Below are 17,294 nucleotides of genomic sequence, written 5' to 3'. Positions count from 1 at the left end.
GGCAATGATCCACCGGGTTATCCCGTCTGCAGATCATTGACTTTGCAGCAGAATATCGGGTTATCCACAGATTTTCAGGACGACGGGCAACGATTTCGGCCTGAAACCGGGCCGCGCGCCGTTCAGTGAATCGCGATGCGGTCGACCCCGCAATCTGCAAAACATATTTTCATTCGCGCCAGCGTAAGCACTGCTGGCGAACCGTCTCGTTCAGCGATTTTTCCTGTTTGAAAACGGTTCTCAACCACGATGCGTCATTCACGCGCGCCTTGGCGAGCGCGCCGATCTCGTCGAGCGCCGCGCGCGAACCGAGCGCGGCCGCATGCGGCGCGATCCGGTCGAGCGTATCGAGGATGTCTTCCGCGATCGTGCGGCGTTCACCCGTCTGAGGATTCACGCAGGTGCCCTCGAGCCCGAAGCGGCACGCTTCGAAACGGTTGAACGTGTAGACGAGGTAGTCGTCCTCCGACAGCTTCAGCGGCCGGTCGGTCAGCAGGTAGCGCGCGAGCGTCTGGATGTAGCAGGCGATCGCCGCCGCGCGGTCGACCGACAGCGGCGTGTCCATCACCCGCACCTCGATCGTCCCGTAGCCCGGCTTCGGGCGGATGTCCCAGTAGAAATCCTTCATCGAGTTGACGACACCCGTGTTCACCATCTTCGTGAAGTACTCCTCGAAGCTGTCCCAGGTCAGCACGAACGGCGCGCGGCCCGACAGCGGGAACGCGAACACCGAATTCAGGCGTGCCGAATGGAAGCCCGTGTCGACGTTCTGCACGAACGGCGACGACGCGGACAGCGCGATGAAGTGCGGAATGAAGCGCGACATCGAGTGCAGCAGGAACAGCGCGCTGTCGGGATCGGGACAGCCGATGTGGACGTGCTGGCCGAACACGGTGAACTGTTTGGCCAGATAACCGTACAGCTCGGAGATGTACTGGAAGCGCGGCGCGTCGTAGATCTGCCGGTCGCTCCATTGCTGGAACGCGTGCGTGCCGCCGCCGGCGAGCCCGACGTTGAGCTGGTCGGCCGCCTTCACGAGCACGTCGCGGATCGCATGCAGCTCGCTGACCGCCTGCTCGTGCGAATGGCAGATGCCGGTCGACAGCTCGATCATGCTTTCGGTGATTTCGGGCGTGATGTTGCCCGGGAAGGTCTCGCCCTGGATCAGGCGCATCAGGTCGGATGCCGCCTTGGTGAGGTCGTAGTTGTGCGTGTTGACGACCTGGATCTCCAGTTCGACGCCGAACGTGAACGGTTCGGAATTGACGAAGGTTTCGAGTGCCATGGCAGGTTCCGGAATCAGTTGCTGTCGCTGCGTTCGCCGACCGCCGACAGGCATCGGTAGACGATGAACGGGCTGACGAGCTGCAGGACCACGATCGAGCACATCACGATCGCGCGCAGGTGCGGGTCGAAATTCGGATAGAGCTGGTAGGTGTCGTCGACGAGCAGGTACGACAGCGCGGACATCGGCGTGAGCGCGATGCCGAGCGCGATGCCTTGCTTCATCCCGATGCCGCTCGGTTTCGCGAACGCGGCGACGCCGGCCAGCTTCGCGACGAGCCGCGTGACGATCAGCACGATCGCGAGCAGCCCGCCGAGCGCGATGTCGCCCCACGTAAACGACGTGAGCGTCAACACGAACAGGACCACCGTCAGCAGCCAGCCGGCCGTGCCGAAATGCTCGGGCCACAGCTGCGGACGCGCTTCGAGGTTCTTCACGATGATGCCGGCGAGCAGCAGCGTGAGCAGCGTCGACAGCTTCAGCGCCTGGGCGACGGCAATCGCGAGCATCACGAGCCCGAACAGTGCGACGAACGAATGCTCGTCGCGCATCGTCGAGGTCATGTGACGGAACAGGAAATTGCACGAACGCGCGACGAGGTACGCGACGATGAACGAACCCGCGATCAGATAGAGCGGCTGCAGGATCGTCGCGAAAACGTTGCCGTACGCTTCCTGGTGCAGCCAGCTCGTCACGAGCTTGGTCAGCACGATCGCGTACACGCTGTTGAGCGCGGTGAGCGTGATGAGCCGCTGCGACACCTGCCCTTCCGCGCGCAGTTCGGTCTTGAGCTGGATCACCATCGACGGCGACGTCGCGATCGCGATCGCCGACAGCACGAGCGCGACCATCCCCGATACGCCGAGCGCGAGCATCACGAACAGCACGAGCACGAACGTCAGCGTGGCTTCCGCGAGGCTCGATGCGATGAGCCACGGATTGCGCCGGATCCAGCGCAGGTCGAGACGACTGCCGAGCTCGAACAGCAGCAGGCCGAGCGCGACGTTCATCAGTAGCCGCGAGGTTTCGTCGGTGCTCGAGTCGATCACGCCGAATCCGAACGAACCGGCGATCAGGCCGATCACCGCATAACCGGTGATGCGCGGCAGGCGCCACGCGCGATAGCACAGCTCGCCACACAGGCCGGCCGCAAACAACGCGAGCCCGGCCCAGAACACGGCATCCGGCGCGAGCGGCCAGTTGGGCAGGAATGAGAACGCCGACTTCATCGTGGTGACTTCTCCTTTGGAAGCAACCGCCAGCGACGCGGGGTCAAGCGTCAGGAATGAGATGCGCGCCGGCTGGGTATCGCCCCGAATGTGATTGTTGTGGTCGACGACGGCGGGACATGGGGTCCGCCTGTTCCGCCATCCGGCGGAAAGTCGTACAGGTTGCCGATCTGGATTGTCGGCCTGGTGTGTGAACGGACTGCGCAGTCTCGAAGATTCAGATTCGAAATCGTGCCGACCGTTCCATTGAAGCATGTCCGGCGCCTGGCCGAACGAACGCGAAGGAAACCGATTGTGCCACAGCTTTTTCGCTCTGGAACCGATTGAATCGACTCGCGGCCCTGTGTGGCACCGCAGGTCTTTGGTTTCAAAGGTTTACTTGTATATATACGTAGTAGAAGTTAACAAGGCGCGCACAGTTCTGTGGATAACTTCGGTTTACGCTGATGGATCAATGTGTTGCGGAATCCATAACCCGTTGCACAGGCTGTTCGTGCACAGAAGTTTGAGTTGAGCAACTTTTGGGCCCTTTCACAGCTGTGCGGAGTTGCCCAGTTTACGTCCACTGTGATTACACACGAAGTGCGTGTGGATTTCGCGCGGTTATCCACAGCATCGGGTGGATAACCTTGCGCAGGAAAGTCGGGAAACTGTGCACAGTTCGCGCAACTGGTCAGCGGGTCGGACCGATGCGGCGGGCGCGCAATGCGCGGATCAGGAAGCGTGCCGGGTCGACGGCGTCGGCGAGCTCGCGTTCGAGCGGCCACGGCTCGCCTTCGAGTTGCGAGGCGATCAGTTCGGCGCCGAGTGCGGCCCACACGAGGCCGCGCGAGCCAAAGCCGAATGCGCCGTAGAGGCCAGGCGTGCGCGGCAGGTCGCGTGCCTTTGCACCGCTCAGCGCACGCGCGTTCGCGATGGCCTGGGCTTCGTCGGCGAGCGGACCGATCAGCGGCAGACGGTCGGCGACGACCCAGCGGAACGCCACGCGGCCGCGCAGCGTATCGAGATCCGGCAGATCGCCGATCAGGCCCGGCAGCAGACGCCGCACGCGGTCGAGGTTTTCGAGGTGGCCGGCCAGCCGCATCGCGGGATCGACGTCGTCGGGCTCGAACGTTGCGCCGATCAGCAGCGTGCCGTCATCGAGCGGCACCGCGTAGCCGTCGCCGATCGCCGGGCACGGCAGCGGCGCCGCACTGCCGGGCGGCAGCAGCGTGAGTTGGCCGCGCACCGGTTGCAGCGCGACATGCTGCAGCCCCGCGAGACGCGCGGCGTCGCCCGCGTTCGCGAGCACGACGACGGGCGCGTCGGCCAGCGTGCCGCCCGCATCGTCGAGTGCATGCCATGTATCGCCCCGCCGCTCGAGCCGCGCGACGCCCGCGGATGCGAGCAATCGCACGCGCTCGCCGGCCGCCGCGCATTGCGCTGCGCAAAGCCCGGCCGGCCAGACGGCGCCGCCGTGCGGGAACAGCAGGCCGCCGTGTGCGACCGTCAGGTTCAGATGTGCGCGCGCGGCATCGACATCGAGCAGCGACGCATAGTCGGACGGCGCGCCGAACGCATCGAACGCGTCGCGCATCCGCGCGAAGTCGTCGGCCGATTCGGCGAGATGGATCATGCCGTGCGTGCTGCGCGCGAACGCGTGTCCTGCGCGTTCGAGTGCGCGCCAGCGTGAGATCGCGTGCAGGAAGCCGCTGCGCGTGAGCCGGCTCGCGACGTTGTCGTCGCGCGTCATCAACGGGTGGAATACACCGGCCGGATTACCCGACGCTTCGCTCGCGATTCGTTCGTGCCGTTCGATCAGCGTGACGTCCCAGCCGCGCGCGGCCAGGCGTTCGACGACCGCGCAGCCGGCCAGGCCCGCGCCGATCACGATCGCGCGGCGCGTCGCAACCGGCAGCGCACGCGGCGGCTCGTGCCGGCGCGTGCGCCAGCGCGGCGCATATTCGCCGACGAGCATCGCGCCCGTACCCGCGCAATCGTCGACCTCGCGATACGTGAAGCCTGCTTCGCCGAGTGCATGCTTCACGATGTCGGAGCGCGAATGCGCCGCGAACGTCGCACCTTCGCCAGCGATTTTCGCAACTGCGCGGATCATGTCGACCGATCGTGAATCTTCGTCCTGCGATGAATCGATGCCATCGAGACAGAACGCATCGGCGCGCGCGACGAGCTTCGTCAAGATGTCGACTGCATCGCCGAATGCGAGGGTGAGCACCACGCGCCCCTCGTCGAATTCAAGCCGGTGCAGGCCCGGCACGAGCATCGGCCACGCGTCGGCAAGCGCATCGACGTCTGCCGATATGGTTGTGTTCGCAACTAATTGGGATGCCGCGAGACGGAGGTCTTCGCGCGAGAACGGATGCGGTTCGACGGCGACGAAATGCAGCCGCTCGCAGCGCGCGGGATCGTCGCGCCACGCGGCCCAGGTCGCGAGGAAGCTGCTGCCCGCGCCGAATTGCGTCGCGACGATCGTGAACGTGCGGCGGCCCTGCCAGCGTGTCGGCAACTGGTTACCGGCGACGAAAACATGATGCGCGAGCGTGACTGACGCGTCGCGATGGAGGTCGCCGAACTCGGGCGACGCGAGCGAGCCGTCGTCGCGAAGCGCGAGCATGGCGGGAACAAGTCGGTCGGGCATGCGAAACAAAAAACGTGGCAGCCAAGCCTGGCAAGGGATTGCGCGGGGGTGCCCGGTCGGCCGTTGGAAAAATCCAACGGGGCGGCGCATGGGCGGACCGCGCTGCGTACCCTGTCCGGTTGGCGCAGGTCAAAAAACGGGCAATCGACGATTCATTCGGCGAAATACCGATGAAAATCTTTGAAACCCTTGTCGTTATTGGGTTTGCGCTGCGCTATCATAGCAACGCCGTACCGCGGGGTGGCCGCCGGCAAGCCGGAGGGCGCGTCGCGCGGGCCAGGATTCGGCGCTGTGCCGTCGGAGTCTGACTCTCGACGGCACGGTTCGCGCACGTATAATCGGCGCGTTCGCGCTGTTCGTGTCAACCTAACCTGATAAAGGAACCTTAATGAACAAACAGGAACTGATCGACGCCGTCGCCGCCCAAACGGGCGCCAGCAAGGCTCAAACCGGCGAAACGCTGGACACGCTGCTCGAAGTCATCAAGAAGGCCGTGTCGAAGGGTGATGCGGTTCAGCTGATCGGCTTCGGCAGCTTCGGTTCGGGCAAGCGCGCAGCACGTACGGGCCGCAACCCGAAGACCGGCGAAACCATCAAGATCCCGGCAGCCAAGACGGTCAAGTTCACGGCTGGCAAGGCGTTCAAGGACGCCGTCAACAAGCGTTAAACCAGCGCCTGTTCCAAGAAAAACCCGCCTTTCGGCGGGTTTTTTGTTGGGCGCGCGCGGCATTTTCGCCACAGTCCGCGCTGCCCTTGCAAGATTTAACGGTTGTTTTTACAAGCCGTTACCGAGTCGTTACGCATGCACGATCTGCGTGTCGCCGTGATCGTCGTCGTCGTGCGAATCGATATCCCACGCCGGGAACGGATCGTCGAACGCGCTCCATCCCGCCGCGCCGAGTGCGAATTCCGCATCGGTCAGCAGGCACGCGTCGAGTTTCGCGCGCCATGCATCGGCGTCGATCGCGATGCCGATCAGCACGAGTTCCTGCCGGCGATCGCCGACCGCGCGATCGTCGAGATCGCCCTGCCATTCCGCGCGGATTTCTCCGAGCAGCTCGTCGTCGTCCGGCCATTCCGCGCGATCCTGCGCGGCCCACCAGAGACCGGCGGGGCCATGCCGGCACACACCGCCCGCCTGCGACAGCGAACCCGCGATGTCGTTGCGCGTCGCGAGCCAGAAGAAGCCCTTGCTGCGCAGCACGCCGGGCCATTCCTGATGCAGCAGCGCCCAGAGTCGCGCCGGGTGAAACGGCCGGCGCGCGCGGTAAACAAAATTGCCGATCCCGAATTCGTCGGCTTCGCCGTGCACGTGCGCATGATGCTGATCGTGGCAGTCGGGATCGTCGCAATGCGTGTGATCGTGATCGAGCGATGCGAGCCAGCCCGGCGCATTCGCGGCTTCGTCGAAATCGAAGCGGCCGGTGTCGAGCACTTCGCCGAGCGGCACGGCGCCGAACGTCGACACGACCTGGTGCGCGCGCGGATTGAGCCGCGCGAGGATGTGCTGCAGGCGCGCGAGTTCGTCGGTGCTGACGAGGTCGGCCTTGTTGATCACCAGCACGTCGCAGAATTCGATCTGCTCGATCAGCAGCTCGACGAGCGTGCGGTCGTCGTCTTCCGACGCGGCGATGCCGCGCGTCGCGAGTGCGTCGTCGGAGCCGTAGTCGCGCAGGAAGTTGTACGCGTCGACCACGGTGACGAGCGTGTCGAGCCGCGCGACTTTCGACAGCGACGCGCCGTCGTCGTCGACGAACGTGAAGGTTTCGGCGATCGGCATCGGCTCCGCGATACCGGTCGATTCGATCACGATCGCGTCGAAGCGGCCTTCGGATGCGAGGTTGCGGATCTCAATGAGCAGGTCGTCGCGCAGCGTGCAGCAGATGCAGCCGTTCGACATTTCGACGAGGCGTTCCTCGACGTGCGACAGCGACTGCGCATCACGCACGAGCGATGCGTCGATGTTGACCGCCGCGAGATCGTTGACGATCACGGCGACTTTCAGGCCCGCGCGGTTCGCGAGGATGTGGTTGAGCAGCGTGGTCTTGCCGGCGCCGAGGAAGCCGGACAGCACGGTGACGGGCAACGGCTGGTTCATTGCGGTATGCACCAACGGAAAAGATGAAAAAGCGGCCGCGGCCCCCCTTCCGGGGCGCGATCGGCCCGCGGGCGGGCGAAATTGCGGCGTGAGCCCGCATTGTGCATCAAACGCGCGCCGGCCGGCCGGCATGGCGTCAGGCCGCGGCCCGGCGCGGTGTCATGGTGCGGGCGGCAGCAGCTTCCACTGCGTCAGGATGGCGGCGATCTGTCGTGCGTACTTGTCGCGCAGCGACGGCGTTTCGGAATGGTAGGCGCCGACGGCCTGCCAGGTATTGCCGTAGCGGTTCATCTTCTGTTTGAGATGCCACGCGGCGATATAGACGTTCTTGCACGGTTCCATCAGCGTGTCGCGGCCGATCCCGTAGCGCGACAGCGTCGACAGATGGATCGAATTGATCTGCATCAGACCGTAGTCGATCGAGCCGTTCGTATTCTTGTTCAGCGCCTCGGGCCGATTGCGCGACTCCTGCCACGCGATCGCGCGCAGGATCAGCGGATTGACCTGCTGGTATTTAGCCGCTTCGTTGAAACAATCCGCGCGTGCGTTTGCGCTGGCGAACCAAGCGCCAGCGGCGATCAACGCGATCGAAGCGAATCGTCTTTTCATGGTGCTGAAACGAAAAGGAATTACGCGAAGGTCGGGAAAACCCGTGCCTGTTATTAATACGACGGGAAACGCGTCGCCCGTATCATACCGACAGTCCGTCAGATTGCGACATGCGGAAATACGGCAGCCCGGGTATACCGCATTTTCGTGTCGATTCATCGCGATACGGGGGCGATGGCCGACACGTCGAAGCGACACAGTATCTTACATATTGCATACGGCTCGCCGGATACATGTCGTATGTGAGACAGTCCTCGGATCAATGTGATATTTCGGACATGAAAAACTGCTAATGTCGCCTTTTTCGGACTTGGATCCCAGCACTACCGCCGGAAGTGGCCTGAGCCGGCATCGACCCATTCATCCATGACAAGAAATCGCTTCGTTATGCGGCGAGTTGCCACGACGTTGATCGTCGCCGGCATCATCGTCTCGCAGGCAGCCTACGCTCAGGTCACGCTCAACTTCGTCAATGCGGATATCGATCAGGTCGCGAAGGCGATCGGCGCCGCGACGGGCAAGACCATCATCGTCGACCCTCGTGTGAAGGGGCAGCTGAACCTCGTTGCCGAACGCCCGGTGCCGGAAGACCAGGCGCTGAAGACGCTGCAATCGGCGTTGCGCATGCAGGGCTTCGCGCTCGTCCAGGATCACGGCGTGCTGAAGGTCGTGCCCGAGGCCGACGCGAAGCTGCAGGGCGTGCCGACCTATGTCGGCAATGCGCCGCAGGCGCGCGGCGACCAGGTGATCACGCAGGTGTTCGAGCTGCACAATGAATCGGCGAACAACCTGCTGCCCGTGCTGCGGCCGCTGATCTCGCCGAACAACACGGTCACGGCCTACCCGGCGAACAACACGCTCGTCGTGACCGACTACGCGGACAACGTGCGTCGCATCGCGCAGATCATCGCGGGTGTCGACAGCGCCGCGGGTGCGCAGGTGCAGGTCATAGCGCTGCGCAACGCCAACGCGATCGACCTCGCCGCGCAGATGCAGAAGATGCTCGACCCGGGCTCGATCGGCAACAGCGACGCGACGCTGAAGGTGTCGGTCACGGCCGATCCGCGCACCAACTCGCTGCTGCTGCGCGCGTCGAACGGCGCGCGCCTCGCCGCCGCGAAGCGCCTCGCGCAGCAACTCGACGCGCCGAGCGCGGTGCCCGGCAACATGCACGTCGTGCCGTTGCGCAATGCCGATGCGGTGAAGCTCGCGAAGACGCTGCGCGGGATGCTCGGCAAGGGCGGCAACGACAGCGGCTCGTCGGCGTCGTCCAACGATGCGAACAGCTTCAACCAGAATGGCGGCTCGTCGTCGAGCGGCAACTTCTCGACCGGCTCGTCCGGCACCCCGCCGCTGCCGTCGGGCGGCCTCGGCGGTTCGTCGTCCTCGTCGGGGGGGTACGGCGGCACGTCCGGCAGCGGCGGCCTCGGCACCGCCGGCCTGCTCGGCGGCGACAAGGACAAGGGCGACGACAACCAGCCGGGCGGGATGATCCAGGCCGATGCGGCGACCAACTCGCTGATCATCACCGCGTCCGATCCGGTTTACCGGAACCTGCGCTCGGTGATCGACCAGCTCGACGCGCGGCGTGCGCAGGTCTATATCGAAGCGCTAATCGTCGAGCTGAATTCGACGACGCAGGGCAACCTCGGCATCCAGTGGCAGGTGGCGAGCGGCCAGTTTCTCGGCGGTACGAACCTGGCGGCCACGGCCGGCAGCGTGGCGGGCAACAGCATCATCAACCTGACGACCGGTGGCACGGCTGCCACCGCTGGGCTGGCGGCCAACATCGCGGGGCTGAACCAGGGCCTCAACATCGGCTGGCTGCACAACATGTTCGGCGTACAGGGGCTCGGTGCGCTGCTGCAGTATTTCGCTGGCGTGAGCGATGCGAACGTGCTGTCGACGCCGAACCTGATCACGCTCGACAACGAGGAAGCGAAGATCGTCGTCGGCCAGAACGTGCCGATCGCGACCGGTTCGTATTCGAACCTGACGAGCGGCACGACGAGCAATGCGTTCAATACCTACGACCGTCGCGACGTCGGCCTGACGCTGCACGTGAAGCCGCAGATCACCGACGGCGGGATTCTGAAGCTGCAGCTCTACACGGAAGATTCGGCGGTCGTCAGCGGTACCACGAGCGCGCAGACCGGCCCGACCTTCACGAAGCGCTCGATCCAGTCGACGATCCTGGCGGACAACGGCGAGATCATCGTGCTCGGCGGTTTGATGCAGGACAACTACCAGGTGTCGAACAGCAAGGTGCCGCTGCTCGGCGACATCCCGTGGATCGGCCAGTTGTTCCGTTCGGAATCGAAGCAGCGCCAGAAAACCAACCTGATGGTGTTCCTGCGCCCCGTGATCATTTCCGATCGCAGTACCGCGCAGGCAGTCACGGCCAACCGCTACGACTACATCCAGGGCGTGACGGGCGCATACAAGTCGGATAACAACGTGATCCGCGACAAGGACGATCCGGTCGTCCCGCCGATGCCGCTCGGCCCGAGCCAGGGCGGCACGCCGGCCGGCAACCTGTTCGACCTCGACAAGATGCGCCGCCAGCAGGTGCAGCGCCAGGTCGTGCCCGTCCCGGCCCAGCCGCTGCCGGAGACGACGCCCGCGCAGCCGCAGAGCGTGCCGCAGCAGGCGGTGCCGCAACAGCCGCTGACCGCCACGCCGGGAGCCTCGCAGTGAGCGACGTGCTCGCGTCTTCCGCCCACGACGGCGCGCCGGGCGAACGGCAGCCGCCGTCGCCGATCGCCGCGCGCCTGTTGCCGTACGGCTTCGCGAAGAGCGGCCAGGTGCTGATCGCGCACCAGCTCGACGACACGCTCGAGGTGTGGATCAGCGAACGCACGAGCGACGCCGCGCTCGCCGAGATCGCGCGCAACTTCGGCTCGATTTCCGTACATCGCGTGCCGGCCGACGAGCTCGCGCAGGCGATCAACCAGGCGTACGCGCGTCATGACGGCAGCGCCGCGCAGGTGGTCGGCGAGGTCGAAGGCGAAGTCGACCTGTCGCGCCTGATGCAGGACATCCCGGAAGTCGAGGATCTGCTCGAATCGGAAGACGACGCGCCGATCATCCGGATGATCAACGCACTGCTCACGCAAGCGGCACGCGAACAGGCGTCGGACATCCACATCGAGCCGTTCGAGAATTCGTCGGTCGTGCGCTTTCGCGTCGACGGCACGCTGCGCGACGTCGTGCGTCCGAAGAAGGCGCTGCACGGCGCACTGATCTCGCGGATCAAGATCATGGCGCAGCTCGACATCGCGGAGAAACGCCTGCCGCAGGACGGCCGCATCACGCTGCGCGTCGGCGGCCGGCCGGTCGACGTGCGGGTGTCGACGCTGCCGACCGGGCACGGCGAGCGCGCGGTGCTGCGTCTGCTGGAAAAGGATGCGCAGCGCCTGAACCTCGAAGCGCTCGGGATGGGGCGCGACACGCTCGTCCAGTTCGACAAGCTGATCGCGCGCCCGCACGGCATCGTGCTCGTCACGGGCCCGACGGGCTCGGGCAAGACGACGACGCTGTACGCGTCGATGTCGCGCCTCGAAACCGCGACGACCAACATCATGACCGTCGAGGACCCGATCGAATACGATCTCGGCGGCATCGGCCAGACGCAGGTGAACGAGCGGATCGGGATGACCTTCGCCCGCGCGCTGCGCTCGATCCTGCGCCAGGATCCGGACGTGATCATGATCGGCGAAATCCGCGACCTCGAAACCGCGCAGATCGCGGTGCAGGCATCGCTGACGGGCCACCTCGTGCTCGCGACGCTGCACACGAACGATGCGGCCTCGGCCGTCACGCGTCTGACCGATATGGGCGTCGAGCCCTATCTGCTCGCGTCGTCGCTGCTCGGCGTGCTCGCGCAGCGCCTGGTGCGCCAGCTCTGCCCCGCCTGCAAGGAAGAGCGGCAGGAGGAAGGCCGCACCGTGTGGCACCCGGTCGGCTGCGACAAGTGCGGGCATTCGGGCTACGCGGGCCGGCGTGGCGTATACGAACTGTTGCTGGTCGACGATTCGATCCGCTCGCTGATCCACCGCAACGCGGCCGACGCTGAAATTCTGGCCGCCGGCCGCGCGGAAGGGATGCGCACGCTGCGCGACGACGCCGAACGCTGGCTCGCGTCCGGTGCGACGTCGCTCGAGGAAGTGCTGCGCGTGACGGGAGGCGCATAGCGCGATGCCGGCATTTCGTTTCGAAGCGATCGATTCGGCGGGACGCGCGCAGAAAGGCGTCATCGATGCCGACAGCGCGCGTGCCGCACGCGGCCAGTTGCGCACGCAAGGGCTCACGCCGCTCGTCGTCGAGCCGGCTGCCAGCGCGACGCGCGGCGCGCGTTCGCAGCGGCTCTCGCTCGGCCGCAAGCTGTCGCAGCGTGAACAGGCGATCCTCACGCGCCAGCTCGCGAGCCTGCTGATCGCCGGGCTGCCGCTCGACGAAGCGCTCGGCGTGCTGACCGAGCAGTCCGAGCGCGACTACATTCGCGAACTGATGGCCGCGATCCGCGCCGAGGTGCTCGGCGGCCATTCGCTCGCGAATGCGCTGGGCCAGCATCCGCGCGATTTTCCGGAGATCTACCGCGCGCTCGTCGCGGCGGGCGAACACACCGGCAAGCTGGGCCTCGTGCTGTCGCGTCTGGCCGACTACATCGAACAGAGCAACGCGCTGAAGCAGAAGATCCTGCTCGCCTTCACGTACCCGGGATCGTCACGCTGATCGCATTCGGCATCGTCACGTTCCTGCTGAGCTACGTCGTGCCGCAGGTCGTCAACGTGTTCGCGAGCACCAAGCAGCAGTTGCCGCTCCTCACGATCGTGATGATGGCGCTGTCCGATTTCGTGCGGCACTGGTGGTGGGCGATCCTGATCGCGGTTGCGCTGATCGTGTGGTTCGTGAAGGCGACGCTGTCGCGCGCCGGCCCGCGTCTCGCGTTCGACCGGTGGCTGCTCACCGCGCCGCTCGCCGGCAAGCTCGTGCGCGGCTACAACACGGTGCGTTTCGCGAGCACGCTCGGCATCCTCACCGCGGCCGGCGTGCCGATCCTGCGCGCGTTGCAGGCAGCCGGCGAGACGCTGTCGAACCGCGCGATGCGCGCGAACATCGACGACGCGATCGTGCGCGTGCGCGAAGGCTCGGCGCTGTCGCGCGCGCTGAACAACGTGAAGACGTTTCCGCCGGTGCTCGTGCACCTGATCCGTTCGGGCGAAGCGACCGGCGACGTGACGACGATGCTCGACCGCGCGGCCGAAGGCGAGGCGCGCGAGCTCGAGCGGCGCACGATGTTCCTGACGAGCCTGCTGGAGCCGCTGCTGATCCTGGCGATGGGCGGCATCGTGCTCGTGATCGTGCTGGCCGTGATGCTGCCGATCATCGAGCTGAACAACATGGTGCAGTGACGGCCTGACCGGTTGGCGAGGCCGCCAGCGTTCAACGCATGTAGATCGCGGGGGGCGGCGTGTTCGCCGGGAGCTGGATTTCGGCGCGGGCGCCGTTGCGGTCGACGATGATCGAGCGGGGGCGGACTTCGGCGAGCTTCGCGCCGGGCGTGACGTCCGCGCCGAGCGACACGGCGCGCGGCGGTTCGCCGCCGATGCCGACGATTGCTGCGGCACCGCGATCGAGCGAGAGGATGCCGAACAGGTGGATGTCCTGCACGGGATTCTTGTCGAGCTGACCGCCGAAGAGCGCCGCGGCGTCCTCGGTGCGGATCGGCGGCCGCGCGGCGGCGGCGGGCAGCGGCGCTTCGCGGGCCGACAGCGTGACGACCCAGTAGGTGGCCGTCGCGCACAAACCCGCGAAGAGGGCTAGGGAAAGGATCCGGATCGAGAGCGCGTTCATGCGCGCTATTGTACGGATGTATATGAAATTTGCGTTGGGTGAAAGCCCTCGGCGATGCGCGCCTTACAATGCGTGCTCCGCGCCCGCGGGTTCGGAAGGTTGCCGTCAGGTAATCGTCCGGGCGCACGGGGTGCGTCACTCAATCGACGACATTTTTTTGGAAAGAGGTAGTCAGTCATGCAAACGTGGATCACTCGCCGCAACGCGGCCGTGCGTCGTCAGCGCGGTTTCACGCTGATCGAGATCATGGTGGTGGTCGCGATCCTCGGGATCCTGGCGGCACTGATCGTGCCGAAGATCATGAGCCGCCCGGACGAGGCACGCCGCATCGCCGCGAAGCAGGACATCGGCACGATCATGCAGGCGCTCAAACTGTACCGTCTCGACAACGGCCGCTATCCGACCCAGGAGCAGGGCCTGAACGCGCTGACCCAGAAGCCGTCCACCGATCCGATCCCGAACAACTGGAAGGACGGCGGCTACCTCGAGCGCCTGCCGAACGATCCGTGGGGCAACGGCTACAAGTACCTGAACCCGGGCGTGCACGGCGAGATCGACGTGTTCAGCTACGGCGCCGACGGCAAGGAAGGCGGCGAAGGCAACGATACCGACATCGGTTCGTGGCAATAAGCCGGCGCTGATCGTCAAGACGCTTCGTTCCGGCTCTTCATGCTCGCCATTCGCACGACTTCCCGCTGCGGCCGCGATTGCCGTGCGCATCGCGGCGCGGCGCCGTCCGTATCGGCGCATGCCGTTGGCGGGCCGATGAAGCACGGCGGGCGACGCGCGCGCGGCTTCACGCTGCTCGAGATGCTGGTCGTGCTCGTGATCGCGGGGCTGCTCGTATCGCTCGCGTCGCTGTCGCTGACGCGCAATCCGCGCACCGACCTGCGCGAAGAAGCGCAACGCATCGCGCTGCTGTTCGAGACCGCCGGCGACGAAGCGCAGGTGCGCGCGCGTCCGATCGCGTGGCAACCGACCGCGCACGGTTTTCGTTTCGACGTGAGTTCGTCTGACGGCTGGCGCACGCTGCGCGACGACCTGCTGCGCCCGCGCGACTGGGACGGCGGCGTGACGGGCGCCGACATCGACTACCCGGGCTCCGACACGCATGCGAGCCGCGTCGTGTTCGGTACCGAGAGCATCGACACGCCGGTGCGCGTGACGCTGCATTCGGCGGCCGGCAGCGCGACGATCGTCGGCACCGGCAACGGCCGCTACGAGGTGCAATGACGATGCGTCGTCGCGTGCCCTTCCCCGTTCCCGCATCGCATCCCAGCCCCGCAACGAAATGTCCTGCGGGGCCGGACGCTTCCTGCGAAAACCGGCCTGCGTCCGGTTTTCCCGGCGCGTGCGCCCCAAGGCGACTTCTTGCGGCGCGCGGCTTCACGATGATCGAGGTGCTCGTCGCGCTGGCGATCATCGCGGTCGCACTCGCCGCGTCGATCCGGGCGGTCGGCACGATGGCGACCAACGCTTCCGATCTGCATCGCCGGCTGCTGGCCGGCTGGAGCGCCGACAACGCACTCGCACAGTTGCGGCTCACGCATGCGTGGCCGGAGATCGGCGAGCAGAGCTTCGACTGTTCGCAAGGCAACGTGCAGCTCGTCTGCACGCAGCGCGTGAGCACCACGCCGAATCCCGTGTTCCGGCGCGTCCGGGTGTCGGTGAGCGCGCCCGGGCATGCCGGCGTGCTCGCGCAGATGGTGACGGTGGTCGCGAATGAAACCAGCCGTCCGCTCTGACGCGCCGATGCGACGCCCGTCCGCCCGCCGCGCCCGCGGCTTCACGCTGATCGAGCTGATGATCGCGATCGCGATCCTCGCGGTGGTCGCGATTCTCGCGTGGCGCGGGCTCGACCAGATCATGCGCGGCCGCGACAAGGTCGCGTCCGCGATGGAAGACGAGCGCGTCTTCGCGCAGATGTTCGACCAGATGCGCATCGACGCGCGGCTCGCCGCGACCGACGACGAAGCCGGCCAGCCGGCGATCGGCGTCGCCGGCAATACGCTGCAGATCGTCCGCGAACTCGAGGTGCCGGGCGCCGCGCCGCGGCTGCAGGTGGTCCGCTACCGGATCGCCGGCGGGCGCGTCGTGCGCTATGCGTCGCCGCCGATCGACGACGCGAACCGGCTGCGCAGCATGCTGAAGGACGGCAGCGTCGAAGGCTGGAGCTGGGTCGCGCTGATGGGCGGCGTCGGCGCGATCGACGCGAAGCTGTACGTGCCGCGCGTGGGCTGGACCACCAACCTGCAGACGGCCGACGAAGCGCTCGCGCAAAACAACGATGCGCTCAAGGTGCCGCAGATCGGCAACGCGCCGCCGGCGCGCGCGGTGACGGGGCTGCAGGTCAGCATCGGCGCGACGTCGCTGCGCGTGCCGGTCACGCGCATCTTCCTCGTCGGGGAATGACGATGCGCGCGCGCCCTCCTCACCCTCCTCGCGCGACGAACGCCGCTCGTGCCGCCGTGCGTGTGCGTGCGCGCGGCCGCGAGCGTGGTGCGGCGATCATCACGGCGCTGCTCGTCGTCGCGCTGTCGGCGATCCTCGTATCGGGGATGCTGTGGCGCCAGCAGGTGCAGATCCGCCGCATCGAGAACCAGCGCGTGATCGCGCAGGCGCAGTGGGTCGCGCGCGGCGCGCTCGACTGGACGCGGATGATCCTGCGCTCCGAAGGCGACACGGCGCCCGGCATCACGTATCTCGGCGGGATCTGGGGCGTGCCGATCGCGAAGACGAAGCTGTCGGATTTCCTCGGCCGGATCGGCGCGCCGAACGACAACGGCGGCGAAGACACCTATATCTCCGGCTCGATCGAGGACGCACAGGCGAAGTTCAACCTGCGCAACCTCGTGGCGTCGCCGGCGCCCGGCGTGCTGCAGCTGAACGTCACGCAGCTCCAGGCTTTCCAGCGCCTGCTGACGACGCTCGGCTTCGACGGTGCGTTTGCGAAGCGCATCGCGCTGCAGGTGCGCGCGGGCCTGATGCATTCGGCGACGCGCTTCCAGATGCCGACCTTGCCCGGCGGCGGCGGCACGGCGCCGGCCATCGCGCCGGTCACCACCGACCAGGGCGGCGGCAGCGGCTTTACCGACGATCCCGGCATGTCCGGCGGCGACCGCGGACCGGCACCGCTGATGATGACGGGCGTCGACAGCCTGCTCGACGTCGACGGCGTGACGCCCGAGATGGTCGCGCGGCTGCGCCCGTTCGTCACCGTGCTGCCGACCACGACGCCGGTGAACATGAACACCGCGCCGGCCGAGGTGATCGCGGCGCTCGTGCCGGGGATGAGCGTGTCGTCCGCGCAGGCGCTGGTATCGCGCCGCGAGACCGTGTTTTTCCGCAACGTCGGCGACGTGCAGCTCGCGCTGCGCGGCGCCGGTGCGCCGCCGAACGTGGCGATCGACTCGAGCCTCGTCGACGTCAATTCGAGTTATTTCATCGTGCATGGCCGGATCCAGCACGACCGCGCGGAGGTAGACCGCACGTCGCTCGTGTATCGTGATCCGACCACGCACTCGACACGGGTCGTGCGTATCCGCGACCAGCTATAACGACGCCAATCGGGAGAGGAGC

General features: G+C 66.3%; 14 protein-coding genes and 1 pseudogene. 9 read left to right on the top strand and 6 right to left on the bottom strand.

Annotated elements, in window-relative coordinates; genetic code table 11:
- Positions 1-169 precede the first annotated feature (169 nt).
- The 3 genes from BBJ41_RS09930 to mnmC form a co-directional block, all read right to left on the bottom strand.
- Positions 170-1,285: a YbdK family carboxylate-amine ligase gene (locus tag BBJ41_RS09930; RefSeq protein WP_006490006.1), complete on the bottom strand. Its 1,116-nt coding sequence runs from the start codon at positions 1,283-1,285 to the stop codon at positions 170-172.
- Between the two features lie 14 nt (positions 1,286-1,299).
- Positions 1,300-2,514, bottom strand: coding sequence for a cation:proton antiporter (locus BBJ41_RS09925; protein ID WP_069746358.1), 1,215 nt, complete (start codon positions 2,512-2,514; stop codon positions 1,300-1,302).
- Between the two features lie 673 nt (positions 2,515-3,187).
- Positions 3,188-5,152: a bifunctional tRNA (5-methylaminomethyl-2-thiouridine)(34)-methyltransferase MnmC2/FAD-dependent 5-carboxymethylaminomethyl-2-thiouridine(34) oxidoreductase MnmC1 gene (mnmC, locus tag BBJ41_RS09920; RefSeq protein ID WP_069746357.1), complete on the bottom strand. Its 1,965-nt coding sequence runs from the start codon at positions 5,150-5,152 to the stop codon at positions 3,188-3,190.
- Positions 5,153-5,540: 388 nt separating this feature from the next.
- On the opposite strand from mnmC, the gene BBJ41_RS09915 reads away from it, so the two are divergent.
- Entirely contained in the window at positions 5,541-5,819 is a 279-nt protein-coding gene (locus BBJ41_RS09915) for an HU family DNA-binding protein (protein WP_006401505.1), read from the top strand.
- Positions 5,820-5,948: 129 nt separating this feature from the next.
- Here the strand turns inward: BBJ41_RS09915 and BBJ41_RS09910 are convergent, their stop codons facing one another.
- On the bottom strand, positions 5,949-7,262 hold the full coding sequence (locus BBJ41_RS09910) for a GTP-binding protein (protein WP_269462879.1): 1,314 nt from the start codon (positions 7,260-7,262) through the stop codon (positions 5,949-5,951).
- Positions 7,263-7,409: 147 nt separating this feature from the next.
- Positions 7,410-7,859, bottom strand: a complete 450-nt coding sequence (locus tag BBJ41_RS09905; RefSeq protein WP_069746355.1) for a lytic transglycosylase domain-containing protein — start codon at positions 7,857-7,859, stop codon at positions 7,410-7,412.
- 366 nt (positions 7,860-8,225) lie between these two features.
- On the opposite strand from BBJ41_RS09905, the gene gspD reads away from it, so the two are divergent.
- The 3 genes and pseudogenes from gspD to gspF all read left to right on the top strand — a co-directional run bounded on the left by gspD (position 8,226) and on the right by gspF (position 13,273).
- A complete protein-coding gene (gspD, locus tag BBJ41_RS09900) occupies positions 8,226-10,556 on the top strand; it encodes a type II secretion system secretin GspD (RefSeq protein WP_069746354.1) in 2,331 nt (776 codons plus the stop codon).
- The gene (gene gspE / locus BBJ41_RS09895; RefSeq protein WP_069746353.1) at positions 10,553-12,052 is read left to right on the top strand and encodes a type II secretion system ATPase GspE; all 1,500 of its coding nucleotides are present in this window, start codon (positions 10,553-10,555) and stop codon (positions 12,050-12,052) included. Before gspD ends, gspE begins: the two co-directional genes overlap by 4 nt.
- Before the next feature lie 4 nt (positions 12,053-12,056).
- A pseudogene (gspF, locus tag BBJ41_RS09890) lies at positions 12,057-13,273 on the top strand (type II secretion system inner membrane protein GspF).
- Between the two features lie 31 nt (positions 13,274-13,304).
- Here gspF and BBJ41_RS09885 read toward each other — a convergent pair.
- Positions 13,305-13,715, bottom strand: a complete 411-nt coding sequence (locus BBJ41_RS09885) for a general secretion pathway protein GspC (RefSeq protein WP_069746352.1) — start codon at positions 13,713-13,715, stop codon at positions 13,305-13,307.
- Positions 13,716-13,892: 177 nt separating this feature from the next.
- On the opposite strand from BBJ41_RS09885, the gene gspG reads away from it, so the two are divergent.
- The 5 genes from gspG to gspK all read left to right on the top strand — a co-directional run bounded on the left by gspG (position 13,893) and on the right by gspK (position 17,272).
- The gene (gene gspG / locus BBJ41_RS09880) at positions 13,893-14,345 is read left to right on the top strand and encodes a type II secretion system major pseudopilin GspG (protein WP_069746351.1); all 453 of its coding nucleotides are present in this window, start codon (positions 13,893-13,895) and stop codon (positions 14,343-14,345) included.
- Positions 14,346-14,384: 39 nt separating this feature from the next.
- Entirely contained in the window at positions 14,385-14,948 is a 564-nt protein-coding gene (locus tag BBJ41_RS09875) for a GspH/FimT family pseudopilin (RefSeq protein ID WP_069746350.1), read from the top strand.
- A gap of 158 nt (positions 14,949-15,106) precedes the next feature.
- Entirely contained in the window at positions 15,107-15,460 is a 354-nt protein-coding gene (gspI, locus tag BBJ41_RS09870; protein ID WP_069746349.1) for a type II secretion system minor pseudopilin GspI, read from the top strand.
- 7 nt (positions 15,461-15,467) lie between these two features.
- Positions 15,468-16,127 (top strand): PulJ/GspJ family protein, encoded by a 660-nt coding sequence (locus tag BBJ41_RS09865; RefSeq protein ID WP_069746348.1) that lies wholly within the window; start codon positions 15,468-15,470, stop codon positions 16,125-16,127.
- A 2-nt stretch (positions 16,128-16,129) separates the two neighbouring features.
- Positions 16,130-17,272: a type II secretion system minor pseudopilin GspK gene (gene gspK / locus BBJ41_RS09860; protein WP_069747654.1), complete on the top strand. Its 1,143-nt coding sequence runs from the start codon at positions 16,130-16,132 to the stop codon at positions 17,270-17,272.
- Positions 17,273-17,294: the final 22 nt, after the last annotated feature.

Origin of the sequence: Burkholderia stabilis (assembly GCF_001742165.1) — a bacterium.
Taxonomy (GTDB): Bacteria; Pseudomonadota; Gammaproteobacteria; order Burkholderiales; family Burkholderiaceae; genus Burkholderia; species Burkholderia stabilis.
Note: the sequence above shows the minus strand (reverse complement) of the source record. Positions and strands in the feature narration are given on the sequence as shown.

Bases quoted from the DNA above. Each gene is read 5' to 3' on its own strand.
- BBJ41_RS09885 (WP_069746352.1), bottom strand. From the start codon at position 13,715: ATGAACGCGCTCTCGATCCGGATCCTTTCCCTAGCCCTCTTCGCGGGT.
- BBJ41_RS09905 (WP_069746355.1), bottom strand. From the start codon at position 7,859: ATGAAAAGACGATTCGCTTCGATCGCGTTGATCGCCGCTGGCGCTTGG.
- gspD (WP_069746354.1), top strand. From the start codon at position 8,226: ATGACAAGAAATCGCTTCGTTATGCGGCGAGTTGCCACGACGTTGATC.
- BBJ41_RS09875 (WP_069746350.1), top strand. From the start codon at position 14,385: ATGCTCGCCATTCGCACGACTTCCCGCTGCGGCCGCGATTGCCGTGCG.
- BBJ41_RS09865 (WP_069746348.1), top strand. From the start codon at position 15,468: ATGCGACGCCCGTCCGCCCGCCGCGCCCGCGGCTTCACGCTGATCGAG.
- BBJ41_RS09915 (WP_006401505.1), top strand. From the start codon at position 5,541: ATGAACAAACAGGAACTGATCGACGCCGTCGCCGCCCAAACGGGCGCC.
- gspK (WP_069747654.1), top strand. From the start codon at position 16,130: ATGCGCGCGCGCCCTCCTCACCCTCCTCGCGCGACGAACGCCGCTCGT.
- gspG (WP_069746351.1), top strand. From the start codon at position 13,893: ATGCAAACGTGGATCACTCGCCGCAACGCGGCCGTGCGTCGTCAGCGC.
- mnmC (WP_069746357.1), bottom strand. From the start codon at position 5,152: ATGCCCGACCGACTTGTTCCCGCCATGCTCGCGCTTCGCGACGACGGC.
- gspI (WP_069746349.1), top strand. From the start codon at position 15,107: ATGATCGAGGTGCTCGTCGCGCTGGCGATCATCGCGGTCGCACTCGCC.
- BBJ41_RS09930 (WP_006490006.1), bottom strand. From the start codon at position 1,285: ATGGCACTCGAAACCTTCGTCAATTCCGAACCGTTCACGTTCGGCGTC.
- BBJ41_RS09925 (WP_069746358.1), bottom strand. From the start codon at position 2,514: ATGAAGTCGGCGTTCTCATTCCTGCCCAACTGGCCGCTCGCGCCGGAT.